The sequence below is a fragment of the Bremerella cremea genome (assembly GCF_003335505.1).
GTDB classification, from domain to species: domain Bacteria; phylum Planctomycetota; class Planctomycetia; order Pirellulales; family Pirellulaceae; genus Bremerella; species Bremerella cremea_A.
The window spans coordinates 25,519-48,398 of sequence record NZ_QPEX01000024.1; the positions used below are offsets into that span (position 1 = coordinate 25,519).

Below are 22,880 nucleotides of genomic sequence, written 5' to 3' on the forward strand. Positions count from 1 at the left end.
GGCTTGAATCGCCGTATCTGGTTTAGTGCATTCGGCTTGAGTGAAGTTGCCGACCCAGATACGATAAGGCTAACCCCTCCCGCTGCCCTCAATCCACTAATCTCACATATCGACGCATATTTTTGCGATTAAGGAATTACCATGGCAAACGTTCGACGGAAGTGGACTGATCTGCGCCATCCGGCGATTTTTCTTTTCACGGCATTAGCTACCTTCGCTGCTTTGGTCGCTGCCTCGCTAGTTCCTCAGGTTGCGCCGGCTCAGCCTCCCATTGGCCCGCCGGTAAACAACCTGCCGGAGCGTCACATTTCGCGGATGGTTTCGCGTTTGTTGCTTCGCGATCACCTCTCGAACGCTCCGCTGGACGACACCATCTCGGAACGGGCTTTCGACAAGTTCCTCAAGTTCTGGGATCCGTTGAAGTTGTACTTCACTCAGCAAGACGTCAACGAATTTGCCGCGAACCGCAAGTTGCTGGACGATCAGGTCCGCAGTGGCAACACCGAATTCGCTCACATGGTCTTCGATCGCTTCACCAAACGCACTCTAGAACGCGTGCAAACCGTCGACGACCTGCTCGCAAACCATGACTTTAACTTCGATGAAGACGAAGTCTTCATCACCGACGGCGATAAGGTCAACTACCCAGCCAATGCGGCTGAAGCGACCGATCGCTGGCGGAAACGAATCAAGTACGACCTGCTCTCGCAGATGGCCGACGGCAAAACATTGGAAGAAGCCAAGGAGCGGATTCGCAAACGTTACCACAGCTATTCCCGCCGGATCGGCCAGACCAGCGAGGACGAACTGTTGGAAGTGTTTCTGACTTCGATCACTTCCTCGTACGACCCACACACCACCTACATGTCGCCTGGCACGCTGGAGAACTTCAACATCCAGATGCGGTTGAACCTGGAAGGTATTGGGGCTGCCCTGCAATCGGAAGATGGTTTCTGCAAGGTCTCGAAAGTGATTCCTGGCGGTGCTGCCGATAAGCTTGGCAAGAAGAACCCAGAAGAAAAGCTCGAACCAGAAGACGTCATCGTGAGTGTCGGTCAAGGTACCGACGGCGAAATGGTCGACGTGATCGACATGAAGCTGAACGATGTGGTCGACATGATCCGCGGCAAGGCCAACACCGTTGTTCGCTTGGGCGTCAAAAAGAAAGGTAAGGGAGAGACCAAGATCTACAACGTTACCCGCGCCAAAGTGGAACTGACCGATAGCGAAGCTCGCGGCGAGATCATCGATCAACCGCTGGACGACGGTAGCGGCCAAAGCCTCAAGATTGGTTGGATCGATCTTCCCTCGTTCTACATGGACATGGAAGGTGCACGCGCCGGTAAACGGAACTTCAAACGCAGCACGATTGACGTGGCTCGCTTGTTGCTCGAATTCCGCGAAAAGGGTGTCCAAGCTGTCGTGCTCGACCTGCGTCGAAACGGTGGTGGTAGCTTGACCGAAGCGATCGACCTGACCGGCTTATTCATCGATCGCGGTCCAGTGGTTCAAGTGAAAGATTCCGACAACAACGTCAACGCCTACGACGACGTCAACAAGTCGATGTTGTGGGATGGCCCGTTGGTTGTGCTGACCAGCAAGATGAGCGCTAGTGCCAGCGAAATTCTGGCAGGTGCCATCCAAGACTATGGTCGTGGTATCGTCGTTGGCGATAAGCAAACCCACGGAAAAGGTACCGTGCAAACGCTACTCGACCTGGGCCGCGAAGAACTGATCGGTGCCAATCCGGTCAATCCACCGTCGCTGGGCGCCTTGAAGATCACGCTGCAGAAGTTCTATCGCCCAAGCGGCAAGAGCACGCAGTTGAAAGGGGTTGAAGCTGACGTCGCTTTGCCTTCGTTGACCACGAACATGGACATCGCCGAGGGTGACCTCGACTACCCAGTTCCGTTCGACACGGTGAAAACGACCGAGTACCCCAAGAGCAACGCCAACGCGGCTCCCATCGTGGCGGAACTAAACCGCTTGTCGGCCAAACGTCGCGAGTCGTCCGAAGGCTTTGCCAAGATGGACAAGATGATCAACACTTACCTTGAACAGAAGGATAAGAAGCAAGTCGATCTCAACAAAGAGAAGTTCATGGCCGAATACGATGCCCTGAGCGAACGAGAAAAAGAGATCGAAAGCTTGGTCAACGAAAACAAGGAAGACCCGAACCAAGTGGTCGAAAAAGACTACTACTTCGACGAAGTGATCGACATCACCGAGGACTACGTCCGTCTACTAGAACAACAGAAGGTCGCCGCGAACAACTAAGTTCGCCCCGACCAAAGAATGAAACCTTGCATGAAAGGGTCTGCTTCGGCAGGCCCTTTTTTTATGGCTGAGCATCGCTGGAAGCTTGCTGAATTCGGCGCCATAATTGGCACCGAGAGACGAATAACCGGTAGGCAATTTCGTTTTGAGGAACCTGTGATGCAATGCCCTGCCTGCAAGAAGGAACTAGCCGAAACCCAATATCGCTGCCCCGCGTGCAACTATGGAGTTCGGCCAAGTCCCTTGCCACAAACTGGCCCAAGGCACTTAGGTGACAAATGCTTCGATAATAAACTTGCCCAAACGTACCGTTGTGGCTGTTGTCGATCGTATGGTGCCCGAGTACGACGCATTGCGACCACAGGGAATGGCATTTCCCGTTTGATGGATTGGCAGTGTTACGAGTTCATCGTTGCCAGTTGTATTTATTGTGGTTTGATTCAGCACTACGATCCGTCGATCGTTGATAAAACGTCTAACGGCTGGAAATCACTCGATTTCTTATTCGACCTCTAACGAGCAAAAACTCCCACCGCCCCACAAAAACCTTTTCGCCAGATGGCCTTTCTTCTGGTACACTCTTCGCAAATCCTTCCCCATTTCCCTCCGCCCTGCGGGTTCCTTCCTTGGCCAGTGCGATTAGGAGCAATCATTGTCTGACGCGAAGAATGTGGTTCTTTGTTTTATGGCCCACCCGGACGATGCCGAAATTTTGTGTGGCGGCGTGCTGATTCGCCTGGGCCAGTTGGGGTGGGAAGTTCACATCGCCACGGCGGCCAATGGCGATTGCGGTTCCGAGAATCTCAGCCGGGCAGAAATCGCGGCGGTTCGCCAAACGGAAGGAATTGCTGCGGCGCAAAGCATCGGCGCCACCTACCACACCCTGGGCGAGCCTGACGTGAACGTGGCTTTCGATCAAGCAACTAACCGCAAAGCGATCGACCTGTTCCGGCAAATTAACCCCACGCTGGTCATCACCCACCCGCGCGAAGACTACATGCTCGATCACGAGCAAACCCACCTGTTGGCCCGTAGTGCCGCGTTCAGTTTTCCCATCCCCAACGCTTCGTCCCTGCCACGCGCGACCGGCGCACACATTCCGCACTTGTATTACGCCGATCCGGTGGAAGGCAAAAATCCTTACAACGGCCAGATGGTTACCCCGACTACGGTCATCGACGTTTCAGCCCAGATCGATCAAAAGGCGGAAATGCTGGCCTGCCATGCCTCGCAGCGAGACTGGTTACGAGCCCACCATGGCATGGACGAGTACCTCGATGCGATGAAGCGATTCAGTGCCCATCGCGGTTCGCTGATTGGCGTGGAGTATGCCGAAGCTTTTCGACAACACTTAGGGCACGCCTTCCCTGAAAACGATCTCCTGGCGGAACTTCTCTAATAAATCCCCAACAACGACGAACAACCTAACGAGTATCAAGGAAATAAACCGTGGCACGACCAATTAGCAAAGTAGCTCCTGGCTGGTGGGATTACACAACCCTCGACGAAGAATTATTGGCGGATGCGGCTAAGCTGACCGCCGAAGATTTGCTGCAGCTTTCTCGTCCTGGTTTCGAAGTCCGCATCTTCGACACACTGGAAGAGTTGTACTGTGCCGAAGCCCTGGAATACATTCAAGCTTGGCAGCAAAGCACGCCCGACAACCCCTGCGGTATCTGTGGACCTATCGGGCCCACAGAACAATTGCCTTTGGTGGCCCGCATGGTCAACGCCCTGGGGATCGACCTCAAGAAACATGATGCTCATTTCTGGGGCATGGACGAATGGGTCGACGCAGACGATAACCCGGTGCCGGTCGAGTTTCCCCTTTCGTTTGCCAAAGCCGACAAAGATCTCTGCTTCGATCGCATCGATCCGAAACTAGCAATCTCACCGGCCAACCTTCACTTTCCCACGGGGGGCTTAGCCGCGTTTTCTAAATCGTTTAGCGATATTCGTTGCGTCGTCATGCAAGGCGGGCAAGGCGAAGTGAAGCACTGGGCGTTTAACGATCCGCCGAAGCGCGAAGGGGACTACATCGACGCACCACCTCCGCCGGAAGTGTACCGCGAATTGGGAACACGCGTGACCGATTTGCACCCGATGACGGTCATCCAAAATGCCCGGACCAGTGGCGGCGGCTACGTGCCGCAAGTTCCCATTCGGGCTTGCACCGTCGGGCCAAAAGAAACCTGGCAAGCCGAACGCGTTTCGATCTGGCACCCTGGTCATCACGACAACCCGTTCGGCATACGGCTTTCGGCGTTGATGATTAGCAAGGGAATCGCTGACACGAGTGTTCCGATGTCACTTTTGGCGGACCATCCCAGCGTCACCTTTAGCTACTATCGCGGTGGAATTGGCACCGTTGAAACCGAGATGCACTAATGACAATGCCCACACCAGAAAGCCCGGTCAGCCTACGAGAAGACGAGTATCAACTGAGGTTACTCTCGATCTTCTATTTTATCCTGGCCGGGCTGACAGCACTGATTGGCTGCTTTCCGCTGATTCATGTTGCTTTTGGTTTTGTCATGATCATCGCCGGTGCCGCCGCAAACGCACATCCCGCCGGTCCGGCTCCGCTGCTGGGCGGCATGCTATTCATGCTGATCGGCGGGGCAATTTTCATCATCTGCCAGGCAATCGCTTTCTGCACATTCCTGGCCGGAAGATTCCTGCGGTCTCATCAGCAGCATACTTATTGCCTGGTGATCGCGGTGATTATTTGTTTTTCGTTCCCTGTGGGAACCGTCTTGGGTGTCTTTACCATCCTGGTATTGGTCCGTCCCGAGGTGAGAAGATTATTCGGCGCGGACTAGTGAAGCGAGAGAGGCAACGATGGAAATGGCAGAAGTTGAAAACGAGAACGACGCGCAATATTTATTTATCCTGTCGATTCTCTACTACATCATGGCAGGGCTAAACCTGTTGTATTGCTTGTTGCTGCTGTTTCAGCTCTATATGATTCGTTCGTTTTTCAACAACAGACCACCGTTGACAAAAATAAGATTTCCCACGGAAGCCTCAGAAGAGTTCGGTCAACACGCGACTATCGACTACCCTTCTTCGCCGTTTGATTTTTTTGGGGTTTTGATTCTCATCATTCTAGGCTTGGCGGTTGCGTTAATGGCCTGTCAAGTCATTGCCGCCTTCTCAATACAAAAACGTCGCCATTATACGTTTTGCTTGGTTATTGCAGGGATCAATTGTCTGTTTGTCCCCATAGGGACCATTCTCGGCGTAGCCACCTTTTTTGTGCTCGTTCGCCCCAGCGTGAAGCGTATGTTTGAGCAATCCTCAGCACAATTGGGGTAAATCGCTCTAGTATTTCCCGCTTCACATCCGCCAAAATGGCATGCGAGTTGCACTTAAAGCAACTTACAACAACACATGCCTAGAGAAGGATGCGCTCGATGGGATTTATCGGGGATTTCAAAAAGTTCGCCATGCGGGGGAACTTGATGGATATGGCCGTCGGCTTCACCGTGGGGGCTGCGTTTACCTCGGTAGCGAAGTCACTGGTCTCGGACATCATTATGCCTCCGTTAGGGTTCGTCCTGGGACGCAGCGACTTTTCCGATTTGTTCTTTGTTTTGAATACAAAGACCCCTGAACAGCCCTACGACACGCTGGCCCAAGCTCAAGCCGCCGGGCTCACTACCATCAATTACGGGTTGTTCATCAACAACATCATCTCGTTCTTACTGGTGGCTTTGGCGATGTTTTTGATCATTCGGATGGTCAGTCAGGTCGACAAAAGCTTGGAGGATGTGTTCGGAAACGATAAACCTCAGCCGGGCGATCCCGATAGCAAGAAGTGTCCTTTCTGCTTGTCCACGGTTCCGTATCGTGCGACCCGCTGCCCGGCTTGCACCTCGGAACTTCCCTCGGTAAACGAGCAGCCAACCCCAACAACTTAAACAACCACACTCACAACTTTTAGCTTCAACCTAGGATCATGGCACCAATTAAGATTTTCAACACAACCCCAGCAAAGTACGGAGAGGACTACCATCGCGGGTGGATTGGCTTCAACCACGCTGACAGCTGGTTCTCCAAAGGCATCGCTCACGTCGAACAGTGGCGTCAGGTTTCTGACGTCACGGTTTCGCACGTGTTTGTCGTAACTGGCGACGACGAGTGTGTCGAAGCCGCTTACCCCAAGGGAGTCGTTCGTTCGAAATTAAGCGAAGAATACTGGCCCAAAGAAGATCGCTACGTCATTTTCCGTAAACCTAAGGGGCTAACTCCAGAATTGGCCGATCGCATCGCCGCAACCGCCGAAGAGCAGCTCGGCACCGATTTCGATTACGCGACGACAACCAACCTAGCCTTACAAAAGAACTTTTTAGGCTGGATCCTTAATTGGCTGACCGCTGAAGAAGCCAACCGCGCCGGCGACACCTTGGTTGAAAGTGATAGCCGTTGGCTTTGCAGTGCCTTAGGAGCTTATTGCCTCAAGTCGCAAGAACAGTTCGACGGCATTGGCGTGTTGCAACATCGCCCTGGCATGATCACCCCGCAAGAATTATTTGAATGCGACGAGCTCTTCGAACCCGTCGCCCGGACCGACGGCAGCAAGGCCCCGGTTCGCAGCAAGTAATGGATGAGCATGAGCGTTACTTGGCAAATTGTAATCATCTCGGCCATCGCCATCATCGCGTTGGCCATGACCGTTCGCTGGCTGGTTCGCTATATCCTTTCCGGCACCTACAAAGCAGGCGAAGTCGTCGATCCGTATCGGCCTCGTAACTTCGCCGTGCCGGATCCACAGATTATCGAGTTTACCGGCGAAAAAGAGACGACCCTCCGTGGCCGCTATTGGCGTGGCTCAAGCGATCAGGCAATTGTTGTGGTCCATGGCATCGATGGCCCTTCGATCGAGATGCTACCGCATGTCGCTTACCTTTACCGAGCAGGTTACCACGTGCTGCTCTACGACAACCGTGGACGGGGCAAGAGCGATGGAGGCTTTACCACACTTGGCTTTTTGGAATGGCGTGATGTGCTGCATGCCGTGAAGTGGATGCGAAAGCAGCCTGGCATCGACTCCGAAAAGGTTGGCCTGCATGGTCTCTCGCTAGGGGCGGCTTGCGTGATCATGGCCGCCGCAGAAGATCAATCAATCTGCGGCGTATTAGCGGAAAGCCCGTTCGTATCGATGCCTCTGATGCTGGGTCATATCAGCAATAAAATCACACGCCTGCCTACGCTTTTGATTGGCAACGTAGTCCGCACAATTCTCGACTGGTCGCTCGGGACAAGGCTGCGACTTGTGGAACCCTACGCGGCGGTGCAAGCGATTTCTCCTCGGCCGCTTTATATCATCGATGCCGAACATGACCAGCTCTTTCCTGCTGAGACCGCTCGTACGGTTTACGATGCAGCAGGCGAACCGAAACAATTCTGGAAAGTCCACGGCGCCGCGCATGCCAACTGCTGGCACGTCTGCCCGGAAGAATACGAACAACGCGCGATCGCCTTTTGGGAACTAGTCTTTTCAGAGAACCCTCCCCAAGTCATCTACCCGCGATCTGCCGACTTGGGCAATTCAGCACATCCCACTCAGGTCACCAACCAGTCCCCTGCCAACCGTTGACCACGGCCGCACTTAGTCGAGTTTTCGCCAGCTTCCCTGGCGATTATCATGAACCACCGCTAGGCACTTGTGTCTTCTTCGGTGATTCTGCCTTCTTACACCCTACGACTACCCGAATGATTGAATACCAGCTTGAACCCCGTCTTTCGGTAGATGAATACCACGACATCCTCGTTCGTTCCGGCCTTGCCGAGCGACGCCCGGCTGACGACTGGGCCAAGCTGACCCAGATGGTCGAAAACGCCGACATCCTGCTCACTGCCCGCAGCCAAGGGAAACTGGTCGGCATTTCACGCTGCATGACCGACTTCGCCCATGCCACTTACCTGGCCGACCTGGCCGTTGACCGCGATTTCCAGAAGCAAGGAATCGGTAAAGAACTGATCGCCCGCAGCCACGTAGCCGCCGGCAAACACACGCTGCTCATATTGATCGCCGCTCCGGCTGCGGCTAGTTATTATCCGCATGTGGGTCTAGAGAAGCACGACTCGTGCTGGATTATTCCGCGTGAGTGAAGCTTAAGTCAGCGGAATCTCGAGCCCGTCGTAGGCCAGTTCCATCCCCTCAGGAAGCGTAGCGTTGGTTGCCTCGTGTTCGAGTTTGCACGAGATGTGCGTGAAGTAGGTCCGTTTGGCGCCGATCTTTCGGGCTGCTTCGACCGCTTCTTCGAGCGAAAAGTGAGTGGGGTGGGGATCGGGCCGCAGGGCATCAAGGATCAGCACATCTAATCCCTCTAGCTTGGCCCAGCTTTCAGCCGGGATCTCGTTGGTATCGGTGCAGTAGGCGACGTTACCGACACGGAAGCCAAGCACTTCAAACCGAGGCCCATGCTGCAGGCGAATCGGTGTGACCTCGGCCCCTAAAGTGTGAAACGGTTCGAGCCCGATAGGAATCATGTTCAGCGCTGGACGCGAGCCGACATGGGTCTGAGCTTCGTTACTAAACGCATAGTCGTACACTCGGCGGATCTTGGCGTCGACATTCGGTTCGCAGTAAATCGGAACAGCGTGCCCCAGGTAGAACTGAAAAAGCCGCACTTCGTCTAGCCCGAACAAATGATCGGCGTGGCTGTGCGTAAACGCCACGGCATGCACGACCCCAATTCCGTTGTTCAAAAGTTGCGTCCGCAAGTCTGGCGGGGTATCGATCAGCAAATTCCCCTCCGGCAAACCAAAGATCACGCTACAGCGGAGCCGCTTATTTTTGGGATTGATGCTCTGACAGACATCGCAGCCACATCCCACAACAGGCACCCCCATAGAGGTACCTGTTCCTAAAACGAGCAGCCGCCCGGTAATGTCGCGTGTCACGACTTCCTTTTTAGGTGAACTAGAGGGTGAGGTCTGACTCATACTAGGTCTTTCGGGTGGAAATTGTCTGGTCTGAGAATCGCAAAAGAAACATCCCGTTGCAACCCCTCGACTTCCGCCCGAAAACGAAACGGCAGATCATTTCGTAACCTATTGCTACGGAATTGCTTCTAAACCAAGAGAGAACGCTTATCTCGGCCCACCAAGGTCAGGGTAAGCATGGGCACGCAATGCCCAGATGTAAGAAACTTGGCGGAAACTACGCTAGCTGGGTAAGGAAATTCACTGCCGAGACGAATACCATGATATCGAGATGTGTTCCCCTTAGCCTATCAAGCGCGGTTGACCCCCTAGAGCAATCCCTATAATCTACGAGATGGGAAGGGTTTGCGCGCACGCTTCCGTTGTGGCGGTGTCTACAAAAAAGGTCTTGTTTCGCCCCAACGTGTGCCACTAATTCTCCTCCTCCCCAGGTGAAATTCAGCGATGGAGATATTGGAACAGATTTGGGAAAAGATCAGCCTGTTTTTTGGCGGTCTGCTTAGCGGGTTCGAACGGCTGATCACTTCAGCGTTTGGTTCGTCTAACGCCCGATATATTAAGAAGTTACAGTCAACCGTTGATGCCATTAACGAGTTGGAACCGAAGTACGAAGCCCTTTCGGACGACGAACTTCGCGACCAGACTCGGCTGTTCCGGCAGCGCCTGGCATCGGGCGAGACTTTAGATGACATATTAGTCGAGGCGTTTGCCGTCGGCCGCGAGGCAGGCAAGCGTTACCTTGGCATGCGGCATTACGATGTCCAGCTGATCGGCGGGATCGTGTTGCACCGTGGTAGTGTGGCTGAAATGGTCACCGGTGAAGGTAAAACCTTGGTGGCTACCTTGCCGGCGTACTTAAACGCGATCGAAGGCAAAGGGGTGTTCGTCATCACGGTGAACGATTACCTGGCCCGCCGCGACATGGAATGGATGGCCCCGCTTTATCGCGGCCTAGGACTCACGGTCAACGCGATTCAAAACGACATGACCGTCGAAGCACGTCAGCAAGCTTACAGCTGCGACATCACCTACGGCACAAACAACGAATTCGGCTTCGACTACCTGCGCGATAACATGCGCCCAGCGGCGCGCGGTGACGACCGTTTCCCGAAGCATTATCAGCAGTCGCAAGGCCGTTTGCATTACGCGATCATCGACGAAGTCGACAATATCTTGATCGACGAAGCCCGGACTCCGCTGATCATCAGCGGCCCCGCCAACACCAAAAACGAAAAGTACGCCGAAGCCGACAAGATCGCGCGCACGTTGAAGAAAGAAGAGCACTTCGTCGTCAACGAGAAGGATCGTACGGCGAATCTGACGGAAGATGGTGTCCGCATGGCGGAACGCCTGGCTGGGGTCGAAAGCTTCTATACCTCGGGCAACATGGAATGGCCCCACCTGATCGACAACGCCCTGCGTGCCCATTACCTCTACCAGCGTGACGTGGACTACGTGGTGGAAGAAGGCAAGATCATCATCGTCGACCCGCACACCGGTCGTAAGATGGATGGGCGTCAATGGAGCGACGGCATGCACCAAGCCGTCGAAGCGAAGGAAGGGGTCAAGATCAAGGAAGAGACCCAAACGCTCGCTACGATCACGCTGCAAAACTTCTTCAAGCTGTTCGACAAGCTAAGTGGTATGACCGGTACGGCCATGACCGAAGCTGGCGAATTGTGGAAGATCTACGAGCTGGACGTCATCGCCATTCCGACCAACCGCGAAATGCAGCGGATCATGTACACCGACGTCATCTTCATGACGGAAAAAGAAAAGTACGAAGCGGTCGCCGACGAAATCGAACGTCATGTGAAGTGGGACGTCGTCATGTTCAAAAATGGCGACGAGATTTGGGGGGATATCCTCAAAGAAACCGACGATTCGATCGAGATTCACGCCAAAGGGCAGAAGCAGCCTACCAAGATTGATCGCAGCAAGATCAAAGCTGTACAGTACAAGGGACGTCCCGTTCTGGTCGGTACCGTCAGTATCGAAAAGAGCGAACGACTTTCTCACCTGCTCGAAAAACGGGGCATCAAACATGACCTGTTGAATGCCAAGCAGCACAAACGAGAAGCCGATATCGTCGCCCAAGCTGGCCGTATTGGTTCGGTAACCATCGCCACGAACATGGCCGGTCGTGGTACCGACATCATCATGGGGGGCAACCCCGAGACAATGGCCTGGGCCCAACTGCAGCACAAATACGCAACCCGCTTGGATGTGCCGCAAGAGGAATGGGACACGCTGGTCAACGAGATCGAACAGCGCGAAAAAATGAAGGAGATGGGCAAGAAGGTCAAAGAACTGGGCGGCCTGCACGTGATCGGTACCGAACGTCACGAGTCGCGTCGTATCGACCTTCAGTTACGTGGTCGTTGTGGTCGCCAAGGGGATCCTGGTAGCTCGCGATTCTTCCTCTCGCTGGAAGACGACTTGATGCGAATCTACTTCGGCGATTGGGCGAAGAACTTCATCCAACGGATGCCTGCCGCGATGCGTCCACAGCCGGGCGACGCCATCGAAAGCCGCTTGATCATGCGACGGATCGAAGGTGCCCAGAAGAAACGCGAAGAACAAAACTTCGAGGCTCGTAAGAACCTGCTCGAGTACGACGAAGTAATGGACGAACAGCGTAAGCGCGTCTATGGTTTCCGCCAACAGATTTTGGAAGGGGGCGATAGCCGTGACCTGATCATGGACATGGTACGCGAACAAATCGAGTACCACGTTCGCATGTTCATGGAAAAAGACTTCGGCATCGACACCTTTACCAAATGGGCCGGCTCAGAACTCTCTTGCGAACTGAACAATCGCGACCTGCGTGGGATGGACTTCCCAGCAGCGGAGCAGTACGCCCGGGACCAAGCGGTGCGATCCGCCGAATCGAACATCATCGCCTCGATCGACGAAAACCTACCCGATAGCGAAGATGAAAGCGAATGGAACTGGGGCGCGATGGCCCGCTTCGCCAACAGCATGTGGAAGTTGAATCTCAACGACCGCGAACTGAAGAAGGTAGGCCGCGATCAGGTCGACGAATACCTGATCGAGAAAGCCCGCGAAGCGATTGCTAAGGTCGATCTGTCTGAAGGGGAAAAGTTCCTCGACAAAGACTTCGGCCTGAAAACGCTCAGCCATTGGTGCCGCTACAAGTTTGGCTTCGAGCTCGACATCGAAGAGTTGCAAGACAAGGCCCCTGCTACCGTGATCGACCAGGTCACCACCAAGGCCATCGAAGTCTACGACCACAAAGAAGCCGAATACCCAGTTTTGACTGGCCTGTATAAGTTCAGCGACAAGAGCGGCGGACACGCGCGTTTGGATCGCGATGGCTTACTGGCTTGGGCCTCGGGGCGTTTTGAAATCGATCTGAACGAAGAAGAGTTCAAGAGCAAGCAGCGGGAAGAAATCCAGACCCTGCTTATTCCCTTGAGCGAGAAGCACAAAAAGATCGCTCACGATAAGCTGACCGCTGTCCATGCCAAGGTTGCTCAGCTTTACGAGGACAACCCTGACACCCAGACCTTGTCCGTCATTAGTGGCGGCAATGGCCAAATGGGCTCGCTCACCGCGTGGATTCAACAGAACATTCATGCTGACATCCCCGCAGAAGAGCTCGAGCAGTTCGACAAGCACCAGTTGGAATCGCGTTTGATCCGCGAAGTCTACGAGCGTTATCGCCCGGAAATGACTCGCATGGAACGGAGCGTCCTGCTGGAATTGATCGACAACGCCTGGAAAGATCACCTTCTCGCGATGGATCACCTACGGTCAGCCGTCAGCTTTGTCGGTTACGCCCAAGTCGACTCCAAAGTCGAGTACAAGCGAGAAGGCATGCGGCAGTTCGATCAGATGTGGCGTAGTGTCGGCGAACGCGTGACCGATCTCGTCTACAAGATCGAAAGCCTGAACGAGGAATTCGTCAGCTCGACCTGGAAGGAATCGGAAGCACGTCACGATTCCGCCGCGTCTATCGGCGACATGGCCCAACAACAAGAACAGGCCATTAACAACTCGCAAGGCGAAGTCGAAGTTACCGCACCAATTCGTAACGTGGGGGAAAAGATCCACCGCAACGATCCTTGCCCCTGCGGCAGCGGAAAGAAATATAAGGCCTGCTGCATGAAGCAGGAACAAGCACGTTAACCCTGGGGAACCTCAATCAGGCTCCCTGAAGTGGCCAACTACCCAGCGATGCTTTCCCTGGGTAGTTATGGCCTTGGCCGAAACAACGGAATTTGTTTCGGAAGACCATCAAGCGATTGCCTTCCCAGCAATCCAACCGGACGGATCCGCCGATGATCTCGTGGCTGCTCAATATCGTCTACCTCGCGCTGGTCGTGGCCGCCTCTCCTTTTTTGGTATGGTCGGCCGTTACCAAAGGCAAATACCGCGAAGGCTTTGCCGAAAAGTTCCTCGGCCAGCTTCCTTCTCGCCCGGTCGATTCAGCCCAGCACCTTTGGCTACATGCCGTCAGTGTCGGGGAGGTCAATCTGTTGGCGCCCCTCATGCAAGCGATCGGCCAAGCGCACCCTGGCACGACCTTTCATATCACCACGACCACCAAAGCTGGCTACGACCTGGCCAAGACCAAGTACGCCGAACATATTGTCAGCTACGCCCCGCTCGATTTCTCGTGGGCCGTGTCCAATGCCTATCGCCGCATCCAACCCGATGCGGTGTTGCTGGCCGAGCTAGAATTGTGGCCTAATCTGATTCGCTTTGCCCAGCGGCACTCAGCCCATATAGCCATTATCAACGGTCGCCTGAGCAGCAAAAGCCATCGTGGCTATCGACGTATCTTATGGCTGGTGCGTCCCTTGCTGCGCCGTCTTGATTTGATTGCGGCCCAGGACGAAACATACGCTGCCCGCTTTTGTGATCTGGGAGCCGATCCTCAAAACGTTCATGTGACTGGCTCGATTAAGTTCGATGGTATCACCCCCAACCGCAACAATCCCCAATCGCTTGCCTTTCGAGAACTGGCCGGCCTTCAAGCAGATGACCTCGTCTGGCTGGCCGGTAGTACCCAGGCCGGCGAAGAGCCGCTCATCTTAGCGGCTTACCACCAAGCCCAAAAGCAAGTTCCCAACTTGAAGCTTCTGCTAGTTCCCCGCCACCCCCATCGCTTCGACGAGATCGCTCACTACCTGACCGCTCAAGGGGAACATTTTGCCCGTCGCAGCGAACTAAACGAGCCCCTCTCTGCGGAGGTTTCCATTTTGCTGATCGATAGCGTCGGAGAACTTTCCGCCTGGTGGGGAACGGCGGACATCGCGTTTGTCGGGGGAAGCCTCGGCAACCGAGGCGGGCAAAACATGATCGAGCCGGCGGCCTATGGGGCGGCAGTCGCCGTCGGCCCCAACACATGGAACTTTAAAGATGTCGTCCAGCGGCTACAAGCGGCCGAGGCCCTGACGGTAATCCACGATACCGATAGCCTCGCCCAATTCGTGCTTCACGCGGCGACAGACCATGTCTGGCGGCTCGACCAAGGCGAGCGAGCCAAAGAGGTCGTGCTCGCCCAGCAAGGAGCCACAGCCCGTTCTGTCGCCCTGCTCGCTCCGCTGCTGCAGCGGCCCACCATTGTCAAATTTCGCTCGGCGGCCTAGCTGGGGCTACTGTAACCATAGGCAGCCATCGAATCTGAACCCGCAAGCCGCCAGATCAAGGCAAATCAACCCGTTTCTTGCCTATTTACCCGGTTGTTCGCCATCTGCTGTTGTCCCTATAATGCCCTATCCGCCATTGGTCTCGGGCCAAGTGTTGGCGTGTTTCAATCCCGCTCCGTGCCCGTGTGCCGGTCTGTATCTCAGGAGAGTTAAACGGTGGCTTCTGGAAAGTATTTGTTCACTAGCGAATCGGTCAGCATGGGTCACCCGGACAAAATGGCTGACCAAATCTCGGACGGCATCTTAGATGCCCTTCTCGCTGAAGATCCCCACAGCCGTGTGGCCTGCGAAACGATGGTAACCACTGGTGTTGCGATTGTGGCCGGCGAAATCACGACGAAAGCTCGTATCGACTATCAAGACGTCATTCGCCAAGTGATCCGCGACATCGGGTACACCAGCGACGACATGGGCTTCAACGCTGATACCTGTGCCGTGATGGTCACGCTCGACCGCCAAAGCCCTGACATCGCCCAAGGGGTGAACGACGACTCGGCCAAAGGAAAAGAAATTGGCGCCGGCGACCAAGGTCTGATGTTTGGTTACGCTTGTAACCACACCCCGGAACTGATGCCACTGCCGGTCGCCTTGTCGCACCGCATCTTAAACCGCCTGACCGAAGCCCGCCAAAACGGCGAAGTCGATTGGCTGCGCCCTGACAGCAAGAGCCAGGTCACGGTTGAATTTGATGGCGATCGCCCGGTGGGCATCCACACCGTCGTCGTTTCGACTCAGCACTCCGACAAGGTCGACAACGCGACCATCAAAGAATTCGTGATCGAAAAGGTCATCAAGCCGGTTCTGCCGGAAGAATTCCTCGACGACGACATCATCTTTCACATCAACCCAACCGGCAACTTTGTCGTTGGTGGCCCGATGGGCGACTGCGGTTTGACCGGTCGTAAGATCATCGTCGACACCTACGGTGGCTGGGGGCGTCACGGTGGTGGTGCGTTCAGTGGTAAGGACTCGACCAAGGTCGATCGCAGTGCCGCTTACATGGGCCGCTACGTTGCCAAGAACATTGTCGCCGCTGGTCTGGCCGATCGCTGCGAAGTGCAGTTGGCTTACGCTATTGGCGTTACCGAGCCGGTGAGTGTTCATATCGACACCTTCGGCACCGGCAAGATCGACGACGAAAAGATCGCCGACCTAGTCGTCAAGAACTTCCCGCTTTCCCCTGGCGGCATCATCGACTACCTCGACCTGCGTCGTCCGATCTTCCGCGCAACGGCGGCTGGCGGTCACTTCGGTCGTGACGAATTCCCTTGGGAGAACACCGACAAAGCGGAAGAACTGGCCAAGCAAGCCGGTATCACGGTTTCGGCCTAAGGCATTTTCGGCCCCTCTGCCTAGCAGGGAGAGGGCTGGGGTGAGGGTTTCAAGGAGCCAAGCTACCACAACATTGGCTCGGCCTGTAAAAAACCAACCACCTTCACCAAGCCGCCGAAAATCAATTCCGCATTGCGAGAAATTTGGGTTCCTGTCACACTTCGCGGCAGGAACCCTTTTTCGTGCGCACCTTAGCGGAAATCGTTGGCATGGATCGCCAGAAATCGCCTGTTTCGTTAGAACTAAATGGCATTTTCCTTTCTCTCGCCGCTGGCGGAACCGCCTTGCTAGCGACCGCTGCGTTAACGGCTTGCGGCATTCGCTTAACTTGGCTCAATGCTCAACCATTGCCCGCCGGCGCTGCCCTGTCGATTGCTTTGTTGACGGCGGCCTGGTGTGCTTCGATCCGAGCTGCCTGGCTGGCCGCTTCGCCCCAGCACTTGGGCTTGAAGCTACATGCGTTAATCGCCGTGGTTCCACTTTGTGCGGCCTTGCTGATTGCTCGCGCGGTGACATTCCATCCGCTGAGCAACTTTGCCACCTTCCTGCTTTGGTTTGCCACGTTCGCCCAGGAAGCGATCACGCTGTCTCTGTTCATCTCGACCCTGGGAAGCGATGCGATTGCCCAGTGGTTCGGTGTCAACAACCTCGCAAAAAACACCCGCACAAATGACGCTCCGCCGCCATTAAAGGCGGTAGTACCGCTGCCAGTTGCCGAGGATATGACGCAGGAAGACGAAGAGATCGAGGAAGAAACCCTCGACCTTGCTGAAAACGTCACTCAGCAGCTAACTCGGGCCAGCGAAGCCGATCAGGAGCAAATCCACGGTCTAGTCCGTGCCACCTTCACTGCCGGTCAGCGGCATGCTTACCTGCACATCGGTTTCTGCCCTCCCCTTCCCTCGGTGCCGCATGTCGAGCTACATCAACTGGAAGGCCCCGAAGTGCAGATTAAACCTGGGCAAGTTCTTACAAGCGGTGTCCGCTTTGACCTGAAGCTACGCGAAGTTTCAGCCGAAACCACGCTGCCGGTCTTTGAATTCCTGGCAACGAGTTCGCTTTCTGAAAGCAATCCGCTGCGCGAAGCCTGCTAACCCCAATGCAGGCCAATCGTGCATGCGGCAATCTCTTTTACCTGAAGTTGCGTGTGTATCTTGGATTCAACAAGACTACCAGGACAAAAATCGCGTAACCAATTTGCAGCAGACCAAAGATATTAAGCGACGAGAGCGCCAATAGCCCGACCAAGCCTGAGATAATCCCCAACACAACCGTCAAAATTCGGCCCCATTCGCGGAAACACTGCACCCCATAGCCTGCCAACAATACGAGCAGCCCAATCAAGACTTGAATCACGGCAAGCAACACAACAGCCATCGACGCGATGCCCATTCCCATCTTGGCGTCAGGACCGAATTGCGGATCGTTGCCAATCGCCGCGAAAATAATGCCGAGAACGCTGCCACCGAGCACGCCGGAACAAACGCCGCACATCAAGCAAAGACTACCAAAGATGTAGTTAATCACCGCCACCGCGACGATCAGTCCGTGCTCGTCGTCCCTTGGCTGCTCACGACCCTCGTAGCCTGCTGGGTTATCGGCTGGGGAGCGAAATGGATCGTCTTCAAAATTCGACATCGGCGTAGTCCTGTAGATTTCCTGGTCACAATCGCCACTGGGCAATAATCAGCCACATAACTGGTTGGTAATCGGCCAGGATTCTATCAGGCCGTTCGTTCACCGTTCAATCTTCTTCGATTATCCCCCAGAGTATCAAGAATTTTACAGGAACTTTGGCCTAAGTTGGCTCCTTATGGCTGTTTAGGCCCTTGGCTTGCGTTGGTTCCCTTGTAAGACAGGACACGTTCTCAATAATTGACGTTCAATCAACGAGCCGAAACCACAGCAACCCCAGGAGAGGAAGATGTCGTCACTTCAGGATCTCGTAAAGCAACTTAACGAGGCCGGTCAAACCGAGATGGCCCAGTATCTCGCCGTGTGTGACGATGCGATTGCTGAGAAGCTTGCTTCTCAATTGGAAGCGATTGACTTGGCCGAGTTGGCAGAACTCGCCAACAGCGATCAGGAAGAAGCCCAGCGAGATTACACCAAGCTCAATCCCCCCCAAGCCGTCCGCCTCAAAGAGCAAGACGCCGCCAAGCTGGGCGAGGCCCGCGAAGTGGGCGAGAAGCTCCTTTCCGAAGGCAAAGTTGCGGCCCTGCTGGTGGCCGGCGGGCAAGGCTCGCGTCTTGGTTTCGAGCATCCCAAAGGGATGTTCCCCATCGGGCCGGTCTCTGGCAAGACTTTGTTCCAAATTCACCTAGAGAAGATCGTTGCCCGCACGCGTCGGTACGGCAAACCCATTCCGCTTTACCTGATGACCAGCCCGGCCACTCACGCCGAAACGATTGAATTCCTCGACCAACACGATCGCTTCGGGCTTGCCCCAGAAGACCTGCATATCTTCTGCCAGGGCACGATGCCGGCGATCGACCTGGAAACAAAGCAGCTTCTCCTCGCCGAGCCTGACCAGTTGGCCCTCAGCCCCGATGGTCACGGTGGGATGCTGGCCGCACTGAAGAAGAGTGGCTGCCTAGACAACATGGCCCAGCGCGGCATCGAGCAAATTTACTACTTCCAAGTCGACAACCCCTTGGCCGACGTTTGCGAACCAGAGTTTCTGGGGCTGCACCACTTGGCCGAAAGCGAAATGTCGACCCAAGTGGTCGCGAAGAAACTGCCGGAAGAAAAGCTCGGTATTTTGGCCGAACTCGATGGCCAACTTCAATTGGTCGAGTACAGCGAACTGCCTTCCGAGCAAGCGGCTGACACCATCGCCGATGGTACCCTCAAGCATTGGGCAGGCAATATTGCCGTGCATGGTGTCAAAGTCTCGTTTCTACAACGCATGGCCAGTGAAGCAGGCAGCTTGCCTTGGCATAAAGCGATTAAGAAGATTCCGTTTGTCTCGCCGGCTGGCGATGTTGTAACGCCAGAATCCCCCAACGGGATCAAATTCGAACGCTTCATCTTCGACTTACTGCCCAAGGCACACAAACCGATGGTGGTGGAAGTTGCCCCGGCACTACGTTTTGCCCCAGTTAAAAACGCCGACGGAGCCCCCTCCGATACGCCACAATCGGCCATGGAAGCGATGTGTGCGATGCACCGCGGCTGGCTAACCGAGTGTGGTATCGCTTGTGATGAAAGCCGCAAAGTTGAAATCGGACCTCTAGTGGCTTTGGATGCTGCGGAGCTGAAAAAGAAGTTGGCAGAAGATCCTCAATTGGCGCAGACCGATTTGATCGACACTTAATGGAGAGCGAGCTATGCTGCATGCGATCGTGATGGCCGGAGGTTCCGGTACTCGGTTCTGGCCTGCCAGTCGTAACGATAAGCCCAAGCAACTCTTGAGCATGACCGGTGGGGCCACCATGATGCAGGCCACCTGCGATCGCTTGGGCGACCTCGTACCAGCCGATCAACTCTATATCTTCACCGCGCAGCACTTGGTTGAACCGATCGGCAAACAATTGCCGAAGGTACCGAAAAACTCGATTGTGGGCGAACCGTACAAACGAGATACGGCCCCCTGCATCGGGTTGGCAGCTTTCCTCGTGCAAAAGAACGATCCTGACGCGACGATGGTAGTGATGCCTTCCGATCACGTCATCTCGCCAGAATCCGTCTTTCGCGAAGCCATCGCATCGGCGGTTTCCTTAGTCGATGCCGAACCAGAACGGATTGTGACTTTTGGCATTCGCCCCACTTACCCGGCGGAAACGTTCGGCTATATCGAACGAGGCGAACCGCTTTTTTCTGATTCGCTAAAAGCATTTCAGGTCAAGCGATTTCGCGAAAAACCGAAAGGGGAAACTGCCCAGCAATACTTTGAGTCTGGCCAGTTCTACTGGAACGCTGGCATCTTCATCTGGAAGGCAAAAACGGTTCTCGATGCCTTGAAAAAGCACGAACCTGAGATGTATGCCCACCTGGAAGCAATCGCGAATGCTTGGGGGACGGCAGAGCAAGCCGAAGTATTCGATCGTGAGTTCGGTGCCATCCAAGGGAAGTCCATCGATTATGCGGTAATGGAGCATCACGCCGATATCGTGGTGGTCGAAGCTCCATTCCATTGGGATGATGTCGGCAACTGGCAAAGCATGGCTCGCCTGCATGGCCAAGACGACTCTGGCAATACGCATCTAGGCGACGTCCTGGCCCTCGATAGCCGAGACTGCATCGTGCGGGGCGAAGATGGTCACTTGATTGTCACGCTGGGGACAAAAGACCTGATTGTGGTTCACACGCCGGATGCTACCCTGGTTGCGGACAAGTCGCGGGAAGAAGATATTCGTGACGTGGTCAAAAAGCTGCAACAAGGTGATCTGGAACGATTCCTCTAACTCGCCTACCCATGAGTAACCAACTTCCCTCCATTCCTGAAAAAGGGCGGATTGCTGCCGTCGATTATGGGACGGTACGTATTGGCATCGCGATTACCGATCCTGATCGCATCTTGTGCAGCCCGCTGGAAAATTACAATCGCCGTAGTCTCTCGAAAGACGCGCAATATTTCCGCGAACTCGCCGAATTGGAAAGAGTAGTCTTATTTGTGGTCGGGCTGCCGGTTCATTTGAGCGGAGACGAAAGCCAGAAATCGCACGAGGCCCGGCAGTTTGGCAAGTGGCTCTTCGAGACTACCAATGTCCCCGTGGCTTTCTACGACGAACGCTTTACTACCAGTATGGCCAAAGACCTGCTGCAAGAGGCTGGCCTCACCAAGAAACGTCGCAAAGCTCGCCTCGACATGCTCTCTGCCCAGATCTTATTGACCGCATTTCTGGAAAACCCAGGCCGTTCCCTCGGTAGCATTGCTTCCTTAGAAGATTGATCGAGCGATACGTCTAGAAGAATACTTTTTTGGGTTTCATCACTTACCTATCTCCCTTTTCGCTGCTTGGCATTTCGGTCTGGATTTTATGAGTGTTATCGACAACATCGGCCTGAACGCACTCAAGAAGTGCTACCAAGACATCGAGTTACACGAGACGCCGCAAGAGGGTGACGTAACGTTCACGTACCACACTTATCGTGGCATCTTTTTTTGGTCCATCCAGGACGAGCACCGTGTCGCCACCACACCGGAAGATGCCCTTAAGTTGCTCAAGCGATTGCTGCATTTTAACTTGACCCGAGGCATGCTTACCCTAGGGATGATATTCGTTCCCTTTTTAGCTCTCGGCAACTATGTTGCTCAGAAGCGGTCGATTTCAAAACAGATAGCCGCCTCGACGAACAACTCGTAGTTGCGGCTTAAGCCTCGGAGGTTTGATAGTCCTTACCGCTCCGTGAAGCCAGGATTACCAGCAGCAAGCCCAGCCCCATGATGGCTGCCGAGATGGCGAAGGGGGCGAGGATATTCAGCTTCAACAGCGGAATTCCCAAACCAGATCCGATGATGCGAGCCAGCGAGTTCACGCTTTGCCCGATCCCTAAAATGCCTCCCTGCTTTTCCGGGTCGCTCCGCCGCGAGATAAACGAGTTGAGCGACGGCATCATGAAGCCGAAGCCTCCGACCACGATGGCCAACGCCCCCAGCAGCAGCACCACGGATTGATCTTGGGTCGCTTTCAGGATCAACAGCATTCCCACAATCATCAGCACGCAGCCGGTCGATGCCAAAACGCCTTCGCTTACCTTGCCAGCCACCCGTCGCACAATTCCCCCTTGAACAAGCGCTAGTGTGAAACCGATGTAGGCATAAGTCAAACAAACCTGGCCGAAGGTAAACGCGAAAGGATGCTCTTGTCCTTCGCTATGCTCGGTCCCTTTCAGCAGCATCGACAACGTCGTCTCGAAGTTCGCGAAAGAGAAGACCACGACGAACAGCGAGATTAGCAGCAGCCCAACCGACGGAACCGACAAGGCATCGCGCAGTCCCTTCAGGTTAAAGTTGTGCTTCGCCGCCGATGGACTATCGGAACGAATGCTCTCAGGCAACTTGAACCATGCCAACATCAACGCCACAAAAGAAAGGGCAGCAGCGGCGTAGCCTGGCCACGGCCCTGGATCGCCGGTTCCGCTCGGCACGGCCAGGTAGCCAAACAAAGGGCCAAACGTAAACCCCAAGCCAAAAGCCATACCAATCAAAGCCATCCCTTTCGGACGTTCTTCCAGCGAGGTGGTATCGGCTATATAGGCCTGGGCAGTCGAAATGGTCGCCCCAGCAATTCCTGCTCCAATACGAGAAATGAACAGAAGCGTCATGGATTGCATCGTGGTAGCGATTCCGAAGAGTGTATAAAAGACCACACTCCCCACTAAACCAATCATCAGCACCGGCCGGCGGCCAATCCGATCGGACAGACGCCCCCACATCGGTGCGAACAGAAACTGCATCGCCGAGAAACTGGCCATCAACAGCCCAATCTCTAAGCCAGATTCGTCAACCACAAACTGATCGGCATAGATGGGCAGCAAAGGCAACACCATGCCAAACCCCAGCAGATCGATAAAAACCGTCAGAAACACAATTCCGCGTGCCGCTCGGTTCTCAGGATTGGCCTTAGGGGGGGCGGCGTCTGACGACATGAAACTCTCCGGCAGGAAATGCAAACAGGCTGGAAAACCCTTCAT

The 22,880-nt window shown here is 54.7% G+C and carries 21 protein-coding genes; 18 read left to right on the plus strand and 3 right to left on the minus strand.

Going from position 1 to position 22,880, the window contains the following annotated elements; translation table 11 throughout:
• Positions 1–141 precede the first annotated feature (141 nt).
• From DTL42_RS11435 to DTL42_RS11480, 10 genes are all read left to right on the plus strand, one after another.
• Complete coding sequence (locus tag DTL42_RS11435) at positions 142–2,277, plus strand: carboxy terminal-processing peptidase (protein WP_114368863.1); 2,136 nt, start codon at positions 142–144, stop codon at positions 2,275–2,277.
• Between the two features lie 159 nt (positions 2,278–2,436).
• Complete coding sequence (locus tag DTL42_RS27120; protein ID WP_158545335.1) at positions 2,437–2,793, plus strand: zinc ribbon domain-containing protein; 357 nt, start codon at positions 2,437–2,439, stop codon at positions 2,791–2,793.
• Between the two features lie 136 nt (positions 2,794–2,929).
• Entirely contained in the window at positions 2,930–3,676 is a 747-nt protein-coding gene (locus DTL42_RS11445) for a PIG-L deacetylase family protein (RefSeq protein ID WP_338065625.1), read from the plus strand.
• A gap of 50 nt (positions 3,677–3,726) precedes the next feature.
• Complete coding sequence (locus DTL42_RS11450) at positions 3,727–4,665, plus strand: glucosamine-6-phosphate isomerase (protein WP_114368866.1); 939 nt, start codon at positions 3,727–3,729, stop codon at positions 4,663–4,665.
• Complete coding sequence (locus DTL42_RS11455; protein WP_114368867.1) at positions 4,665–5,099, plus strand: hypothetical protein; 435 nt, start codon at positions 4,665–4,667, stop codon at positions 5,097–5,099. Before DTL42_RS11450 ends, DTL42_RS11455 begins: the two co-directional genes overlap by 1 nt.
• Positions 5,100–5,118: 19 nt before the next feature.
• Positions 5,119–5,595 carry a hypothetical protein gene (locus DTL42_RS11460; protein WP_114368868.1) on the plus strand — a complete coding sequence of 159 codons (477 nt, stop codon included), beginning with the start codon at positions 5,119–5,121 and terminating at the stop codon, positions 5,593–5,595.
• A gap of 98 nt (positions 5,596–5,693) precedes the next feature.
• Positions 5,694–6,200 (plus strand): large conductance mechanosensitive channel protein MscL, encoded by a 507-nt coding sequence (mscL, locus tag DTL42_RS11465; RefSeq protein ID WP_114368869.1) that lies wholly within the window; start codon positions 5,694–5,696, stop codon positions 6,198–6,200.
• Positions 6,201–6,238: 38 nt separating this feature from the next.
• Complete coding sequence (locus tag DTL42_RS11470; protein ID WP_114368870.1) at positions 6,239–6,883, plus strand: hypothetical protein; 645 nt, start codon at positions 6,239–6,241, stop codon at positions 6,881–6,883.
• Positions 6,884–6,892: 9 nt separating this feature from the next.
• On the plus strand, positions 6,893–7,879 hold the full coding sequence (locus DTL42_RS11475) for an alpha/beta hydrolase (RefSeq protein WP_158545336.1): 987 nt from the start codon (positions 6,893–6,895) through the stop codon (positions 7,877–7,879).
• 116 nt (positions 7,880–7,995) lie between these two features.
• The gene (locus tag DTL42_RS11480) at positions 7,996–8,394 is read left to right on the plus strand and encodes a GNAT family N-acetyltransferase (RefSeq protein WP_114368872.1); all 399 of its coding nucleotides are present in this window, start codon (positions 7,996–7,998) and stop codon (positions 8,392–8,394) included.
• A 3-nt stretch (positions 8,395–8,397) separates the two neighbouring features.
• On the opposite strand, the gene DTL42_RS11485 is transcribed toward DTL42_RS11480, so the two are convergent.
• Positions 8,398–9,231 carry an MBL fold metallo-hydrolase gene (locus DTL42_RS11485; protein WP_114368873.1) on the minus strand — a complete coding sequence of 278 codons (834 nt, stop codon included), beginning with the start codon at positions 9,229–9,231 and terminating at the stop codon, positions 8,398–8,400.
• 444 nt (positions 9,232–9,675) lie between these two features.
• On the opposite strand from DTL42_RS11485, the gene secA reads away from it, so the two are divergent.
• The 4 genes from secA (at position 9,676) to DTL42_RS11505 (ending at position 17,335) form a co-directional block, all read left to right on the plus strand.
• Positions 9,676–13,383, plus strand: a complete 3,708-nt coding sequence (gene secA, locus DTL42_RS26995; RefSeq protein WP_114368874.1) for a preprotein translocase subunit SecA — start codon at positions 9,676–9,678, stop codon at positions 13,381–13,383.
• A gap of 152 nt (positions 13,384–13,535) precedes the next feature.
• Complete coding sequence (locus DTL42_RS11495) at positions 13,536–14,849, plus strand: 3-deoxy-D-manno-octulosonic acid transferase (RefSeq protein WP_147274252.1); 1,314 nt, start codon at positions 13,536–13,538, stop codon at positions 14,847–14,849.
• A 258-nt stretch (positions 14,850–15,107) separates the two neighbouring features.
• The gene (metK, locus tag DTL42_RS11500) at positions 15,108–16,241 is read left to right on the plus strand and encodes a methionine adenosyltransferase (RefSeq protein WP_234824201.1); all 1,134 of its coding nucleotides are present in this window, start codon (positions 15,108–15,110) and stop codon (positions 16,239–16,241) included.
• A 182-nt stretch (positions 16,242–16,423) separates the two neighbouring features.
• Positions 16,424–17,335 carry a hypothetical protein gene (locus tag DTL42_RS11505; protein ID WP_114368877.1) on the plus strand — a complete coding sequence of 304 codons (912 nt, stop codon included), beginning with the start codon at positions 16,424–16,426 and terminating at the stop codon, positions 17,333–17,335.
• 37 nt (positions 17,336–17,372) lie between these two features.
• Here the strand turns inward: DTL42_RS11505 and DTL42_RS11510 are convergent, their stop codons facing one another.
• Positions 17,373–17,879, minus strand: coding sequence for a hypothetical protein (locus tag DTL42_RS11510; RefSeq protein WP_114368878.1), 507 nt, complete (start codon positions 17,877–17,879; stop codon positions 17,373–17,375).
• Between the two features lie 286 nt (positions 17,880–18,165).
• Between DTL42_RS11510 and DTL42_RS11515 the strand changes: the two genes are divergently transcribed.
• The 4 genes from DTL42_RS11515 to DTL42_RS11530 all read left to right on the plus strand — a co-directional run bounded on the left by DTL42_RS11515 (position 18,166) and on the right by DTL42_RS11530 (position 21,550).
• Positions 18,166–19,557, plus strand: coding sequence for a UTP--glucose-1-phosphate uridylyltransferase (locus tag DTL42_RS11515; protein WP_114368879.1), 1,392 nt, complete (start codon positions 18,166–18,168; stop codon positions 19,555–19,557).
• A gap of 13 nt (positions 19,558–19,570) precedes the next feature.
• Positions 19,571–20,647 (plus strand): mannose-1-phosphate guanylyltransferase, encoded by a 1,077-nt coding sequence (locus DTL42_RS11520; protein ID WP_114368880.1) that lies wholly within the window; start codon positions 19,571–19,573, stop codon positions 20,645–20,647.
• An 11-nt stretch (positions 20,648–20,658) separates the two neighbouring features.
• Positions 20,659–21,135, plus strand: a complete 477-nt coding sequence (ruvX, locus tag DTL42_RS11525) for a Holliday junction resolvase RuvX (RefSeq protein WP_114368881.1) — start codon at positions 20,659–20,661, stop codon at positions 21,133–21,135.
• 88 nt (positions 21,136–21,223) lie between these two features.
• The gene (locus tag DTL42_RS11530) at positions 21,224–21,550 is read left to right on the plus strand and encodes a hypothetical protein (protein ID WP_114368882.1); all 327 of its coding nucleotides are present in this window, start codon (positions 21,224–21,226) and stop codon (positions 21,548–21,550) included.
• A gap of 7 nt (positions 21,551–21,557) precedes the next feature.
• Here the strand turns inward: DTL42_RS11530 and DTL42_RS11535 are convergent, their stop codons facing one another.
• On the minus strand, positions 21,558–22,835 hold the full coding sequence (locus tag DTL42_RS11535; protein ID WP_158545337.1) for an MFS transporter: 1,278 nt from the start codon (positions 22,833–22,835) through the stop codon (positions 21,558–21,560).
• Between the last annotated feature and the right edge of the window lie 45 nt (positions 22,836–22,880).

Excerpts from the sequence above, each read along its gene's own strand:
- DTL42_RS11435 (WP_114368863.1), top strand. The coding sequence starts at position 142 with ATGGCAAACGTTCGACGGAAGTGGACTGATCTGCGCCATCCGGCGATT.
- DTL42_RS27120 (WP_158545335.1), top strand. The coding sequence starts at position 2,437 with ATGCAATGCCCTGCCTGCAAGAAGGAACTAGCCGAAACCCAATATCGC.
- DTL42_RS11455 (WP_114368867.1), top strand. The coding sequence starts at position 4,665 with ATGACAATGCCCACACCAGAAAGCCCGGTCAGCCTACGAGAAGACGAG.
- DTL42_RS11460 (WP_114368868.1), top strand. The coding sequence starts at position 5,119 with ATGGAAATGGCAGAAGTTGAAAACGAGAACGACGCGCAATATTTATTT.
- mscL (WP_114368869.1), top strand. The coding sequence starts at position 5,694 with ATGGGATTTATCGGGGATTTCAAAAAGTTCGCCATGCGGGGGAACTTG.
- DTL42_RS11470 (WP_114368870.1), top strand. The coding sequence starts at position 6,239 with ATGGCACCAATTAAGATTTTCAACACAACCCCAGCAAAGTACGGAGAG.
- DTL42_RS11475 (WP_158545336.1), top strand. The coding sequence starts at position 6,893 with ATGAGCGTTACTTGGCAAATTGTAATCATCTCGGCCATCGCCATCATC.
- DTL42_RS11480 (WP_114368872.1), top strand. The coding sequence starts at position 7,996 with ATGATTGAATACCAGCTTGAACCCCGTCTTTCGGTAGATGAATACCAC.
- DTL42_RS11485 (WP_114368873.1), bottom strand. The coding sequence starts at position 9,231 with ATGAGTCAGACCTCACCCTCTAGTTCACCTAAAAAGGAAGTCGTGACA.
- secA (WP_114368874.1), top strand. The coding sequence starts at position 9,676 with ATGGAGATATTGGAACAGATTTGGGAAAAGATCAGCCTGTTTTTTGGC.
- DTL42_RS11495 (WP_147274252.1), top strand. The coding sequence starts at position 13,536 with ATGATCTCGTGGCTGCTCAATATCGTCTACCTCGCGCTGGTCGTGGCC.
- metK (WP_234824201.1), top strand. The coding sequence starts at position 15,108 with ATGGGTCACCCGGACAAAATGGCTGACCAAATCTCGGACGGCATCTTA.
- DTL42_RS11510 (WP_114368878.1), bottom strand. The coding sequence starts at position 17,879 with ATGTCGAATTTTGAAGACGATCCATTTCGCTCCCCAGCCGATAACCCA.
- DTL42_RS11515 (WP_114368879.1), top strand. The coding sequence starts at position 18,166 with ATGTCGTCACTTCAGGATCTCGTAAAGCAACTTAACGAGGCCGGTCAA.
- DTL42_RS11520 (WP_114368880.1), top strand. The coding sequence starts at position 19,571 with ATGCTGCATGCGATCGTGATGGCCGGAGGTTCCGGTACTCGGTTCTGG.
- ruvX (WP_114368881.1), top strand. The coding sequence starts at position 20,659 with ATGAGTAACCAACTTCCCTCCATTCCTGAAAAAGGGCGGATTGCTGCC.
- DTL42_RS11530 (WP_114368882.1), top strand. The coding sequence starts at position 21,224 with ATGAGTGTTATCGACAACATCGGCCTGAACGCACTCAAGAAGTGCTAC.
- DTL42_RS11535 (WP_158545337.1), bottom strand. The coding sequence starts at position 22,835 with ATGTCGTCAGACGCCGCCCCCCCTAAGGCCAATCCTGAGAACCGAGCG.